At 63.5% G+C, this 12808-nt stretch carries 10 protein-coding genes; 1 reads left to right on the plus strand and 9 read right to left on the minus strand.

Annotated features, from left to right (window positions below):
• Nucleotides 1–256 precede the first annotated feature (256 nt).
• A complete protein-coding gene (locus PSH81_RS15375; protein WP_226457826.1) occupies nucleotides 257–937 on the plus strand; it encodes a Crp/Fnr family transcriptional regulator in 681 nt (226 codons plus the stop codon).
• A 1-nt stretch (nucleotide 938) separates the two neighbouring features.
• On the opposite strand, the gene PSH81_RS15380 is transcribed toward PSH81_RS15375, so the two are convergent.
• From PSH81_RS15380 to PSH81_RS15420, 9 genes are all read right to left on the minus strand, one after another.
• A complete protein-coding gene (locus tag PSH81_RS15380; protein WP_305391003.1) occupies nucleotides 939–1454 on the minus strand; it encodes a nitrous oxide reductase accessory protein NosL in 516 nt (171 codons plus the stop codon).
• A 30-nt stretch (nucleotides 1455–1484) separates the two neighbouring features.
• A complete protein-coding gene (locus tag PSH81_RS15385) occupies nucleotides 1485–2315 on the minus strand; it encodes an ABC transporter permease (RefSeq protein WP_305391004.1) in 831 nt (276 codons plus the stop codon).
• Nucleotides 2312–3220 carry an ABC transporter ATP-binding protein gene (locus PSH81_RS15390; RefSeq protein ID WP_226457831.1) on the minus strand — a complete coding sequence of 303 codons (909 nt, stop codon included), beginning with the start codon at nucleotides 3218–3220 and terminating at the stop codon, nucleotides 2312–2314. The genes PSH81_RS15385 and PSH81_RS15390 overlap by 4 nt, the downstream gene beginning before the upstream one ends.
• A complete protein-coding gene (locus tag PSH81_RS15395; protein ID WP_226457829.1) occupies nucleotides 3220–4485 on the minus strand; it encodes a nitrous oxide reductase family maturation protein NosD in 1266 nt (421 codons plus the stop codon). Before PSH81_RS15395 ends, PSH81_RS15390 begins: the two co-directional genes overlap by 1 nt.
• Nucleotides 4486–4599: 114 nt before the next feature.
• Nucleotides 4600–6501, minus strand: coding sequence for a TAT-dependent nitrous-oxide reductase (nosZ, locus tag PSH81_RS15400; protein ID WP_192300743.1), 1902 nt, complete (start codon nucleotides 6499–6501; stop codon nucleotides 4600–4602).
• A gap of 11 nt (nucleotides 6502–6512) precedes the next feature.
• On the minus strand, nucleotides 6513–8588 hold the full coding sequence (nosR, locus tag PSH81_RS15405) for a transcriptional regulator NosR (RefSeq protein WP_305392782.1): 2076 nt from the start codon (nucleotides 8586–8588) through the stop codon (nucleotides 6513–6515).
• 1856 nt (nucleotides 8589–10444) lie between these two features.
• The gene (locus PSH81_RS15410) at nucleotides 10445–10912 is read right to left on the minus strand and encodes an SCP2 domain-containing protein (protein ID WP_192300745.1); all 468 of its coding nucleotides are present in this window, start codon (nucleotides 10910–10912) and stop codon (nucleotides 10445–10447) included.
• Complete coding sequence (locus PSH81_RS15415) at nucleotides 10906–11796, minus strand: U32 family peptidase (protein WP_192300746.1); 891 nt, start codon at nucleotides 11794–11796, stop codon at nucleotides 10906–10908. The genes PSH81_RS15410 and PSH81_RS15415 overlap by 7 nt, the downstream gene beginning before the upstream one ends.
• A 10-nt stretch (nucleotides 11797–11806) precedes the next feature.
• Nucleotides 11807–12802, minus strand: coding sequence for a peptidase U32 family protein (locus PSH81_RS15420; RefSeq protein WP_192300747.1), 996 nt, complete (start codon nucleotides 12800–12802; stop codon nucleotides 11807–11809).
• Nucleotides 12803–12808 lie beyond the last annotated feature (6 nt).

Raw genomic sequence — 12808 nt, forward strand, 5'->3', positions numbered from 1 at the left:
CGCTTTCGCGGGCAAGCCCGCTCCCACATTTGAGCTGTGTTGCTGGGATGTCAGCGCTCGGCTGGAGATCCCTCTCACACCGCCAATCCCCTGTGGGAGCTGTCGAGCTTTAGCGAGGCTGCGAAGGCGGCGGCACTGTTGGTAGAGGGTGACCGCAGCAACGGATATGGACTCAAGCCCCAGAGGTACTCCTTCAGAGGCATAGCCGCATTCCCCCAAGGCGCCCTACCCTGATCACCCGCGGAGGCCCCAACCCATGCTCACCCACCCCCAAATCGTACTGACCCTGCGCCGACACCACCTGTTCAGCCGGCTACCGGAAAAAACCTTCCAGGACGTCTGCACCCTGGCCAACCTCAAGCGCCTGCCCGGCCACACGCCGCTCGTGCATCAGGGCGACCCCGCCGAGCGTTTCTTCCTGCTGGTCAGCGGCCAGATCAAACTGCACCGCGTCACGGGCGAAGGCCAGGAGCACCTGGTGGAAGTCATCCAACCCGGCCAGACCTTTGCCGAGGCGCTGCTGTTCACCCAAGCCAAGGCCTACCCGGTCAGCGCCACCGCGCTTAAAGACAGCGTGTTGGTCAGCATCGAAGGCCAGCACTACCGCCGTGCCCTGGAGGACCAGCCGCAGATCTGCCTGGCGATCCTCGGCAGCATGAGCATCCACCTGCACCAGCGCTTGCAAGACATCGACACCCTGACCCTGGCCAACGCCAGTCGCCGAGTGATCAATTTCCTGTTCCAGGAGCGCAATGCCGTCAGCGGTGAGGTGGTGCTGCAAGTGCCCAAGCGCCTGGTGGCATCGAAGCTGGGGATCCAGCCGGAGACCTTTTCAAGGATCCTGCACCGGCTGGTCGAAAGTGGCTTGATCGAGGTGCAGCGGCGCACCATCCGGATCCTGTGCGAAGAACAGCTGATGGGCTACCAGGCAGGCTGACTCAGTGCCCGCTGTGGGCCATGCCTGCCGGTTGCTGCAACAGCGCCAGGTCAATTTCGGCAAACCGCAGCACGCGCCCACCCGTATCCGCCGCGACCTTTTGCGCCTTGGCCTCATCGGCGAACGACGCCAGCACCACCCCCATCGCGCCCTTGAGCCCGGTGCCGATCACATAAAACGCCGTGCGCGCATCGATCAGCTGCGTGTCGTCCGGTGCATCCCAGTGGCTGCGCCCCATGTCATGCACATACAGCTTGGCCGTGTCGTGGTGGTTTTCCGGCTGCAACCACCAGCCGAGCATTTCGGCGGTGGAGCAGAACTTCTTCACCCCGTCGCGCTCCACCACCTGGCCCTTGGGCCCGGGGAATTCGCTGATGACCATGCCGCACACATGACACTCATCATTGGGATGAAACGCCACCGGTGCATCGGTGAAGCTCGACTCTGGCGCCTTGTCGCACGCCGCCAGCACCAGGCCGGCCAACAGCGCCGCCATTACCCGTGTTTTTACACCCATAAACGTGACTCCAGCCGTCATAAGAATTCTTCAGGTCGCGCGCCGTTTGAACAAGCCATAGGCCAGCGCCAGCGGTACGCCGACCCACGCCAGCAGGCATGCCCATAACACTGGCGCCGGCACATCGAGGTCGCTGCCCAGGGCCATGACCCCGACCGATGCAGTCCCCGTGTCGAAGCCCGCGAGGTTGATCAGCCGATACACATCGGTGGGGTTGAACAGCAGCAACCACGGCAAGCCCTGAGGGTTGAATTGACCTTTGCTCAGCACCAGCAAGGCGAGCAAACCGAGGTCGAACACCAGTACAAAGAAGAACCACACGCCCAGCGCCAGGCCGGCGGCGGTGGATTTTTCTGCGCAGAGGCTGCTCAGCGCGTAGGCCAGGCCGAGAAAACCCCAGCCCAGCAATGTCGAGGTCAGCATGAAGCGGCCGAACGCCCAGAGCAGCAGGCCCAGTTCAACGTCATCCACCAACAGCGCAATGGCGAACATCGCGCAACCAAAGCCGATCACGGTGGCCAGGGCCAGGATCAGCCCATGCCCGACAAACTTGCCCAACAGGATCTGCCCGCGTCCCAGCGGGTAAGTGAGCAGCAGCAACAAGGTGCCGCTTTCGTCTTCGCCGACAATGGCGTCGTAGGCCAGCAACAACGCGATCAGCGGCATCAGGAAAGTCGCCAGGCTGGCCAGGCTGGCGATGGTCGCCGGGATCGACGTGAAGCCCAATTGCCCGGCGGCGGCCGCGCCAAGCCAGGCGATACCGATGGCCAATACTGCGAACAACAGGCTGATCGCCAACAACCAGCGGTTGCGCAGGCCGTCGCCAAACTCTTTGCGGGCCAGGTTCCAGACTGCGTTCATAAGGCGACCTCCCCGCTGTTGAGGTAGTGGCGATAGATGTCCTCCAGGGACGGCGGCAAAAGCTCCACGTCGCTGGGGCTGTCCAGCACCAGCAACTGGCGCAGCAGGTCCATCTTGTCGTTCGCGTGCGCCGCCACTTGCAGGCCACCTGGGCCCCAGGTCTGGGTGACATGCCCGGCGGCGCTCCAGCGCTGTTGCAACATGTCCGGGCGTTGCAGGCCACGGCTGCGGATCAGCGTCGGCAACCCGGCCTCGGCACGCAATTGCGCGAGACTGCCCAGTGCGAGCAGACGGCCTTGGGTGAGGATCGCGGCGCGGTTGATATGCGCCTCCACGCCCGGCAACACGTGGGAGCACAGGATGATGCTGGTACCGCCCTCGCGCAGGCGGTCGAGCAAACCGTACAGGTCCTGGGTGGCGACCGGATCAAGGCCGACGGTGGGTTCGTCGAGCAGCAACAGGCGGGGTTCACCCAGCAGCGCCTGGGCCAGCCCAAGGCGCTGGCGCATGCCTTTGGAGTAGGTCTTGACCCGCCGCTCGGCCGCTGCGCCCAGGCCGACGTCGTGCAGCAGGCGGTCGACCTGATGCAGCGGCGCGCCCTTGAGCCGAGCGAAATGACGCAAGGTTTCGAGGCCGCTCAACTGCGCATAGAAGGTCACGTTTTCCGGCAGATAGCCGAGCATGCGCCGTACCCGGGGATCGCTCGGCGCGCGGCCGAAGACCCGCACCTGCCCTGCGCCGGGCTGCAATAAGCCCAGCACCAGTTTCATCGCGGTGGTCTTGCCCGCGCCGTTATGCCCGAACAGGCCCAGCACTTCGCCGGGAGCCAGGCTCAGGTTCAAATCGTGCAGCACCGCCGTGCGCCCATAACGCTGGGTGACGCCTTCGATCTCGACGACGTTCATCATGCAGGTTCCTTGTGGTTGGGGGCTTGCATCAAGGGGTGGCTGTCCATCACCCCGGGCGACTTCATCACCGGAAATGCACGTTGCACCCAACGCAACAGCTCGATGCCAGGACTGTTCATCAACAGGCGCACCTGGGGGTACAACCACAGCAGGCGGTCGACGTTGTCGTTGGGCTCGTAGACCACATCGCCGAGGCCATCGCCGTTGCGGTCCCAGCCCAGGTAGTCGCTCCAGAAATTGCCACGGCCGTCGGCCGACCATTCCTGCAAGCGTGTGGCCACGTACTTGACCTGGCGGCGGTTGCCGATAAAGGCGTTGCCGGCGATGCGGTTGTCTTCCGAGCCGGCCGTGAGGTGAATGCCCACGGCGCTGCGCTCGAAGCGGTTGTGTTCGATGCGGTTGAACAGCGAGTTATAGATAAACAGCGCCTTGCCTTCGCCGCCGGTGATCATGCTGTCGCCGGTGGAACCGTCGCGCACGTCGCTGACGAGGTTGTCCTGCAAGGTGGAATAGGTGATGTAGTTCATCAGGATCCCGTAGTTCTGGTCCTGCTCGGAGCGGTTGCCGATCACCGTGAGCTTGCGGCTTTGCATCAGCGCATAGCCGGTGCGGGTGCGGCGGGTGGTGTTGCCGAGTACCTGGTTGTCGTTGGCGAACATGTAGTGGATGCCGTAACGCAGGTCTTCGAGGGTGTTGCCTTGCAGCAGGTTGCCGTTGGAGGTGTCGATGTAGATACCGTCGCGGGCCTCGCGCACCTGGTTGCCAATGACCCGAGCACCGTGCACCGCGTACAAGTGGATGCCGTTGCCTCGGTCCTGGGAACGCAGCAGCGGGTCGCCCTGGATGCGGTTGTCGATCAGGCTCACGTCGGCGGTGCCGTCGACCCAGATGCCAAAGCCTGGACCTTGCAGGTAGTTGCCGCGCAGTTGTGTGCGCTGGGCCTGGGGCTGGATGAAGACCGCGGCGTTCATCGCGGTGAGGTCGCGGCCCCAGTCGAGGAAAGTGCAGCCCTGCACGCTGACGTCAGGGGCGCTGATGATCAGGCCGTTGCCCTGTCCTTCGGCCTGGAAGATGGCGTCGGGGGCGCAGGTGAGTTGCATCGGCTGGTCGATGCTGAACGAGCCACGGTATTCGCCGGCGGGCAGGCGCCAGTGCTGTTCGCCGTCGGGTTGCAGCGGCAAGTCGGTGAGTGGCCGCACAGCGGCGGCCGCCTGGGCCGAAAACAATCCCAGCGCCAGCAAGACGAGAAGTGATCGAGCCACGGCGATACCCCATGAATGAAAGACGACCCGGTGTGGGAGCAAGGCTTGTGTGGGAGCAAGCCCGCTCCCACACAAGCCACGCGCCTGGATTGGCCCAGTGGTGGTGCTCTGCGTTCAGGCAGGCTCGACTTTCATGCGCCCCACCATCTCCATATGCAGTGCATGGCAGAACCAGCTGCAGTAGTACCAATGCAGCCCCGGCTTGTCGGCGATAAAGGTGATTGACGAAGTCTGCTGCGGGCTGATCTCCATGCTCACGCCGTGGTTGACCATCACAAAACCGTGGGTCACGTCCTCGATCATGTCGATATTGGTGATGGTCACCGTGACTTCATTGCCTTGCTTAACCGTGAACTCCGAGAGCCCATAGGCCGGGGCCATGGAGGTCATGTACACGCGCACCTTGTTGCCGTCGCGGATCACCTTGCTGTCGGTTTCCAGGTTGATGCCGTCCTTTTTGGCCAGTGCCACGGTCTCGGCGAAAAACGGGTCGTTGCGCTCCCAGATCTTTTTCGGGTTGATCTGGTCACGCCGCGCCATCACGCAGTCGTGGGGTTCGGCAAAGGCCGGGCCGTCGTGGACCAGTTTCATCTCCTCGCCGGAGATGTCGATCAACTGGTCGTTCTCCGGGTGCAGTGGGCCGGTGGGCAGGAAGCGGTCCTTGGAGAACTTGCTCAGCACCATCAGCCACTGGCCATCGGCGTCGCGGGTTTCGGTGAGCGAGGCGTGGTTGTGACCGGGCTGGTAGTGCACGTCGAGTTTCTGCTTGATGTAGTCGACCTTCTCGCCACCGTAGGCGCGGATCGCCTTGGCGATGTCCCACTTGACCACCTGGCTGTCGATAAACAACGTGGTGTAAGCGTTGCCGCGCCCGTCGTAGGTGGTGTGCAACGGGCCCAGGCCCAGTTCCGGCTCACCCACCACCACGCCGCGCGGGTCGCTGATCTTGCCGTTGAACAGGTCGTCGAGCTTGTCGATGGCGATGATGGTGCAGGTGGGCGACAGCTTGCCGTTGGCGATGAAGTACTTGCCGTCCGGCGAGGTGTTGCAGCCATGGGGGTTTTTCGGCACCGGGATATAGCGGGTGAATTCGCTGTCCTTGCCGTCCAGCGATTTGCGCCCATCCACCACCGGCACCTTGGCGCCGTCGACGCTGATGAACTTGCCGGCCTTGATCGCCGCCTCGATGCGCGGGATGTTGAACACCACCACCCAGTCGCGCTCGTTGCGCATCATGCCGGCCAGGTCAGTGGCCTTTTCCGAGTTGTAGCAGGTAGCGGCTGCGTATTTGCCGGTGTAGTCCATGTCGGCGTTGTCGAGGTTGCCGTCGACGATGACCTGGAAGGCCATCTCCATTTTCTCGGCGTCGATGGCGTTGAACATGGTGAAGCTGTTGCGATCCTGCAGGTCGAAATTCTTGCCGTCATTGGGGTGCGGAATGATGAACTCGGCGTTGCAGAACACGTACTTGGTGTACGGTACCTTTTGCAGGCGCAGGCCGTGGATGGCCTGGGCATTGGGCACGGTGAGGATCTTGTCGCACTTCATGATGTCCAGGCGGATGCGTGCGACCCGGGTGTTGGCCTTGTCGTTGATAAACAGGTATTTGCCGTCGTACTTGCCGTCGGTGGTGGACAGGTGCGGGTGATGGCAATCGCCGTTCGGGTACTTGGCGCCCTCCCCCAGGATGCGCTTGCTTTCGTTGGTCAGCCCCCAGCCGGTGGCGGCGTCGATATTGAACACCGGGATACGCATCAGCTCGCGCATCGACGGGATGCCGAGCACGCGCACTTCGCCCTGGTGGCCGCCGCTCCAAAAGCCGTAATAGTCGTCGAGCTGGCCCGGTTCCACATGGATTTTCGCCTTGGCGTCCTTGGCCGCCGCCGCAAAGGATTCACGGGTAAACACCGTGCCGCCAAGGGCCGAAGCCCCGGCCAAGACCGCGCCGGTCACCGCACCGCTGCCGAGGAAACCGCGCCGGGTCAGGCCGTCGTGCTTTTCGTCTGTGTCGTTCATGGGTTGCTCCTTCAAGCGTTGGGATTTATCTGCACCACGGGAATCTGCTGCGCCGCCTTGTTGCGCTTCTTGCGCTTGTTGATCAGCGGCGGGCACTTGTGATCGTTGTGCCAGGTCATCTGGCAATCGAGGCAGTAGTGGCATTCGTTGGGGTTGATATGGCCGTCGGGATGGATCGCCTGGATCTCGCATTCCTTGGCGCACAGCTGGCACGGGTTGCCGCATTCGGCGCGACGCTTGAGCCAGTCGAACAGGCGGAACTTGCTCGGGATCGCCAGCGCCGCTCCCAGTGGGCAGACGTAGCGGCAGTAGACTTTGCGGGTGAACAGATTGATCACCAGCAGCGCCACGGCGTAGAGCACGAACCACCACTGGCGGTCGAAATGCAGGGTGATGGCGGTCTTGAACGGTTCGACTTCGGCGAAGCGCTCGGCGGTGGCCATGGACTGCAGGGAAATGCCGAACAGCACCAGCAGGATCAGGTACTTGATCGCCCACAACCGCTCATGCACGGCGAACGGCAATTCGAACTGGCGGATCTTGAGCAAACGCGCGGCTTCATTGAGCAATTCCTGCAACGCGCCGAACGGGCACAGCCAGCCGCAGAACACGCCACGTCCCCACAGCAGAATGCTCGCAGCGGTGAACACCCAGAGCATGAAGATCAGCGGGTCGGTGAGGAACAGCTCCCAGCGGAACCCTTCGAACAGCGCATGCACAAAGGTCAGCACATTCACCACCGACAACTGCCCCAACGCATACCAACCGATAAAAACCACGGTAAACACCAGGTAGCCCCGGCGCAGCCAATGCAACAGGCGTGGGCGGCGGGCCAGGCTGTCTTGCAGGAACAGAATCGCCGTGAGCAGTACCAGCGCGGCGCCGAGTACCAGCACCTGGGTTTGCTTCTGATACCAGATGCTCAGCCACAGCGGGCGGTTGGCTTCATCGATCGCCGCCTGCTCCTCGGCGCTGGGCGCCGGGCGTTCCAGGTACTGTTCGGGCATCTGGTAAGGCAATTCGAAACTGCTGAAGGTGCCGCTGACCGGGCCGGTCTGGCGGCGTACCAAGAGTTCCAGGGTCCACGGCGAACCGGGGTCGAAGGCCGCTTGCGGGCGCACGATAAACACCGACATCTCGTCAAACGCCGGCATGCCATCGGCGTAGGCGTCATCGATGCGCTGGTGGTCGAGGTCGCGAAAGCTGATGACATTGCCGAATTGGCGCAACTGCACCCGGTCGAAAATCCCGCCGCGCACATAGCCCGAGCCCTTGAACGAAAACAGCCCGCGCCCGAGCACGGCAATCGCCTGCTCACCGGGTTTGAGGCGCTGCATCAGGTCTGTGTAGTGCGCCTCGCCCAGCAGGTTGCGGCCGATGCTCGGCGGGTTGATGTCGGCCACGTAGAGATCGATGAAGGTGTCGTCGGCGGCACCGCTGGCTTCGGCAGCGGTGTCCTTGAAGGCCGCGTCGACCTGGCCACGGGTCAGGTGCAGGCGGCGGATCGCACCGTTGCCGCTCAACTGCGCCCAGCTCGCCGGGGTGAACTCATCAGTGCGGATCAGCGCGGCTTTCTGCTTGGCGGCGGCCTTGCCGTCGATCAGCTTGAGGGCCACCGCGACTTCATGGGCAGCGCGCATCACCACCTCATTGACAACCATGGCCGTCACCGTCGCACCGGCAATCGCGTCCACGGTGACCGCCTTGGGGTCACTGGAGCGGCCAACCACCACCCGTTGGCGCACGTCTACACCCGCATAGTGGCCGGTGAACTCATGCAGCTTGGCCTCGGGGATGCCGATCAGCAGGATCGGTTCGTGGTGCTCCAACACATAGGCATCGCGGATGATCCCGGCGGTGTCGAGGATCACCTGGGTGTTGATCGGTTTGCCCGAGTAGGCCGGGATATTCAGCACATCCAGGGTCTGGAACACATAGCCGACGGGCTGGCCGCCCTGGCTGATGGTACGCACCTTGAACGGGCCTTCGGCGGCCGAGACTGCGTCGTGTTGGGGGAAGGTGTGATCGATGCGTTGCTGCGCGGGCTCGGCTTGAGCGTTGGGCAAAAACATCAGCAGCACCGCCATGATCAGCCAGTGAAGCGTCAGGTGCGTGGAACGGATCATGGGGTCCCTTACGGCGGCGTGCTGAAGATGGGACCGATGGTAGAGGCGAGGATGGCCAGTGGCCCTTGACCAGAATCAAGCCGGTTTTTTCCGAGGTGTGGCGTATCACCGCAACCCGAAACCAATGGAAGAAACCGAAATCCCCTGTGTCGAGCTTTAGCGAGGCTGCGAAGGCGGTAGCACTGTTGGTGGAGGTGTTGGCTGAACCACCGCTTTCGCGGGCAAGCCCGCTCCCACAGGTGATCGGTGTTGGCGGGCTATCAGTGCTCGGCTGGAGATCGCCCGAACACTGCCAATCCCCTGTGGGAGCTGTCGAGCCCTAGCGAGGCTGCGAAAGCGGTGGCACTGTTGGTAGAGGTGTTGGCTGAGCCACCGCTTTCGCGGGCAAGCCCGCTCCCACAGGTGATTGGTGTTGATGGGGAGTAAGTGTTCGGCTGGAGATCGCCTAGGCACTGCCAATCCCCTGTGGGAGCTGTCGAGCCCTAGCGAGGCTGCGAAAGCGGTGGCACTGTTGAGAGAGGTGTTGGCTGAACCGCCGCTTTCGCGGGCAAGCCCGCTCCCACAGGTGATTGGTGTTGGCGGGCTATCAGTGCTCGGCTGGAGATCGCCCGAACACTGCCAATCCCCTGTGGGAGCTGTCGAGCCCTAGCGAGGCTGCGAAGGCGGCGGCACTGTTGGTGGAGGTGTTGGCTGAACCACCGCTTTCGCGGGCAAGCCCGCTCCCACAGGTGATTGGTGTTGCTGGGGAGTGAGTGTTTGGCTGGAGATCGCCCAGGCACTGCGAGTCCCCTGTGGGAGCTGTCGAGCCCTAGCGAGGCTGCGAAAGCGGTGGCACTGTTGAGAGAGGTGTTGGCTGAACCGCCGCTTTCGCGGGCAAGCCCGCTCCCACAGTTGATCGGTGTTGATGGATAGTGAGTGTTCGGCTGAAGATCGCCCAGGCACTGCTAGTCCCCTGTGGGAGCTGTCGAGCTTTAGCGAGGCTGCGAAGGCGGTGGCACTGTTGGTAGAGGTGTTGGCTGAGCCACCGCTTTCGCGGGCAAGCCCGCTCCCACAGGTGATTGGTGTTGGCGGGCTATCAGTGCTCGGCTGGAGATCGCCCGAACACTGCCAATCCCCTGTGGGAGCTGTCGAGCCCTAGCGAGGCTGCGAAAGCGGTGGCACTGTTGAGAGAGGTGTTGGCTGAACCGCCGCTTTCGCGGGCAAGCCCGCTCCCACAGGTGATTGGTGTTGATGGGGAGTGAGTGTTCGGCTGGAGATCGCCTAGGCACTGCCAATCCCCTGTGGGAGCTGTCGAGCCCTAGCGAGGCGGCGAAGGCGGCGGCACTGTTGGTAGAGGTGTTGGCTGAGCCACCGCTTTCGCGGGCAAGCCCGCTCCCACAGGTGATTGGTGTTGATGGGGAGTGAGTGTTCGGCTGGAGATCGCCTAGGCACTGCCAATCCCCTGTGGGAGCTGTCGAGCCCTAGCGAGGCTGCGAAGGCGGTGGCACTGCTGGTGGAGGTGTTGGCTGAACCACCGCTTTCGCGGGCAAGCCCGCTCCCACAGGTGATTGGTGTTGATGGGGAGTGAGTGTTCGGCTGGAGATCGCCCAGGCACTGCTAGTCCCCTGTGGGAGCTGTCGAGCTTTAGCGAGGCTGCGAAGGCGGTGGCACTGTTGATAGAGGTGTTGGCTGAACCACCGCTTTCGCGGGCAAGCCCGCTCCCACAGGTGATCGGTGTTGGCGGGCTGTCAGTGCTCGACTGGAGATCCCCGAGGGAGCAAGCTCCCTCGCCACAGGTCCGGTGTTCCAAGCAACGTTATGTAGGAACCTGAGACACGTCAGGCTGCCAGGCCGCGTCCAGCACGTTCCAAATTGCGCCATAGCCACGGCGGCAATACATCCGGGTCCAGGCTATCGATCAGGTTCTTCAACCCCAACCCCAACTCCGTATCCCCCTCAATCACCAACCGCCGGCGAAAAAACAGCGTATCCGGATCTTCCTGCCGACTGGCCAATAACAAAAACTCACGCCAGTTGCCGCTGATGGTCACCTGGGCCTGGGCCTTGTCGGCAATGCGCAACCCATCCCGCGCCAGGGTCAAGTACCAGCACAACCCCAGGTCGGGGATGCGCAGGCACATCCAGCGCCCGCGCAGCAGGTCGAAGCCACCGTCGCGCAAGGGCTCGGCCAGGCAGCGGTTGAGGCCTTGCTGCAACGCCAGGCGCTGGACCCGGAACGGCACGCGGCGCAGCAGTGGCAACAGACGGTCGGCGCCCTTGAGCAGCCATTGTTTGCGATTCAACATAGCCCCACCTCCTCGACCCGCAACATGCCGGCCTGGCCATGCCAGTAGCCGTTGCAACCGTCGACAAACAACGGCGGCGTGGCGCCCTGGCGCACCTGGTCGTAGGCACGCACCACATCGGCCATGCCTTCGGCCCTGGGGCTCAGACGCAGCAGATCGGCACCGCAGGCGACCAGCCCCGGGTAGTCGGCGAGCAGGTTGGTGACGTCGGCGGACATCGTCTGAATGCCGTTCAAGGTAAACAACGCCTGCCCTTCCTGGCTGGTCAAGGCCATGCCGTCCGGGTAGTTGATGCAGCAGAACTGGCAGTCGTCCTTGGGCCGGTTTTCCGCACGGGCAGTGAAGCAGCGCGCCGAGTAGGCCAGGGGCAGATGACCGTAGGCGAAGATCTCGACCTGGGGCAACGGCCGCCCCAGTTCACGTACTTGCTCCAGCACATCGGCGATCAAGCCGCGGGAGCATTCCACCGGCGGCACCCAGCGTTGCATGCCGGCATCGAGCAATTGCACCAGGGCGTGGCCGTTGTAGAGGTTGAGCGCCGGGCCGCCGACGAAGGGCAGCTTGCGCTCCATCAGCAACTGCACCGCGCCCATGTCGTTGGCTTCCACCAGCAACTGGCCGTTGTCGCACAGGCGACGCAGGCTGGACAGTTCCGAGGCGGCTTCAATCAAGGTAAGGCTCGACAACACGATCTGCGCCGAACTGCACGCCTGCAATTCACGCCCCAGGCCCAGCCATTGATCGAGGTTCAGGGCGCGGCGTTTGGAGCACACGGTCTCGCCCAGGTAAATCACGTCCAGGGGCAAGTCGGCCATGTCCGCATAGAAGCGCCCGAGGTGCTCCTTGTCCCAATAAAACAGCACCGGTCCGAGGCTGAGTTTCATCTGTGGTTCCTCACTGCCATGCACGATGGTAAGCACCCAGGGTGGTCTGGCTGCCTTCGGAAAGCCCCGCCAACACCTGCCGCCATTGGTCCTTGACCACAAAGTGGGCCGGGCTGGCGCGGTGGGCGTCGAGGGCGGCGCGCCAGACGCGGGTGACTTGCTCGACATACGCCGGGCTGCGTTGGCGGCCTTCGATCTTCACTGCTTCCACGCCGATGGCCGTGAGCTCTGGCAGCAGGTCGAGGGTGTCCAGGCTGGTGGGTTCTTCCAGCGCATGGAAGCGCTTGCCGTCCACCAGGAAACGGCCTTTGCACAGGGTCGGATAGCCGGCGGGTTCGTCCGGCGTGTAGCGGTCGATCAGCACCTCGCTGAGGCGCGCACTGAGGCCGTCGGCGTCATCGCTCCAGCGCACGGCCTTGGCCGGTGAGCACACACCGCACAGGTTGGGCGATTCCCCGGTGATGTAGGACGACAAGTGGCAGCGCCCTTCAGCCATGATGCACAGGCTGCCAAAGCCGAACACTTCGATGGGCACCGTGGCGCTGGCCGCCACCTGCTTGACCTGGGCCAGGGACAGCACACGCGGCAGCACCGCACGGCGGATACCGTAGCGTTCAACGTAGAACTTCAGCGCCGCCGCATGGGTGGCCGAGCCCTGCACCGACAAGTGCAAGGCCAGGTGCGGATGACGCTGGGCGGCGTAGCCGAGCACACCGGGGTCGGCGGCGATCAGCGCGTCGATGCCATGATCGGCGGCGCGGTCCACCGCCCGTTGCCAGCGCGGCCAGATCTTGGGTTGCGGGTAGGTGTTGACCGCCACGTAGAGCTTGCGCTGGTGCTGGCGGATATGGGCGACGGCGGCGTCGAACTGTTTGTCGTCCATGTTCAGCCCGGCGAAATGCCGGGCATTGGTGTCATCGCGAAACCCCACGTACACCGCATCGGCGCCTTGGCGCACGGCGGCTTTCAGCGCAGGCAAGTTGCCTGCCGGGCAGACCAGTTGCATGGTGGC

Source organism: Pseudomonas sp. FP2335 (assembly GCF_030687535.1).
Taxonomy (GTDB): domain Bacteria; phylum Pseudomonadota; class Gammaproteobacteria; order Pseudomonadales; family Pseudomonadaceae; genus Aquipseudomonas.

Excerpts from the sequence above, each read along its gene's own strand:
- PSH81_RS15415 (WP_192300746.1), bottom strand. The coding sequence starts at position 11,796 with ATGAAACTCAGCCTCGGACCGGTGCTGTTTTATTGGGACAAGGAGCAC.
- PSH81_RS15385 (WP_305391004.1), bottom strand. The coding sequence starts at position 2,315 with ATGAACGCAGTCTGGAACCTGGCCCGCAAAGAGTTTGGCGACGGCCTG.
- PSH81_RS15380 (WP_305391003.1), bottom strand. The coding sequence starts at position 1,454 with ATGGGTGTAAAAACACGGGTAATGGCGGCGCTGTTGGCCGGCCTGGTG.
- nosZ (WP_192300743.1), bottom strand. The coding sequence starts at position 6,501 with ATGAACGACACAGACGAAAAGCACGACGGCCTGACCCGGCGCGGTTTC.
- PSH81_RS15420 (WP_192300747.1), bottom strand. The coding sequence starts at position 12,802 with ATGCAACTGGTCTGCCCGGCAGGCAACTTGCCTGCGCTGAAAGCCGCC.
- PSH81_RS15375 (WP_226457826.1), top strand. The coding sequence starts at position 257 with ATGCTCACCCACCCCCAAATCGTACTGACCCTGCGCCGACACCACCTG.
- nosR (WP_305392782.1), bottom strand. The coding sequence starts at position 8,588 with ATGGCGGTGCTGCTGATGTTTTTGCCCAACGCTCAAGCCGAGCCCGCG.
- PSH81_RS15410 (WP_192300745.1), bottom strand. The coding sequence starts at position 10,912 with ATGTTGAATCGCAAACAATGGCTGCTCAAGGGCGCCGACCGTCTGTTG.
- PSH81_RS15390 (WP_226457831.1), bottom strand. The coding sequence starts at position 3,220 with ATGAACGTCGTCGAGATCGAAGGCGTCACCCAGCGTTATGGGCGCACG.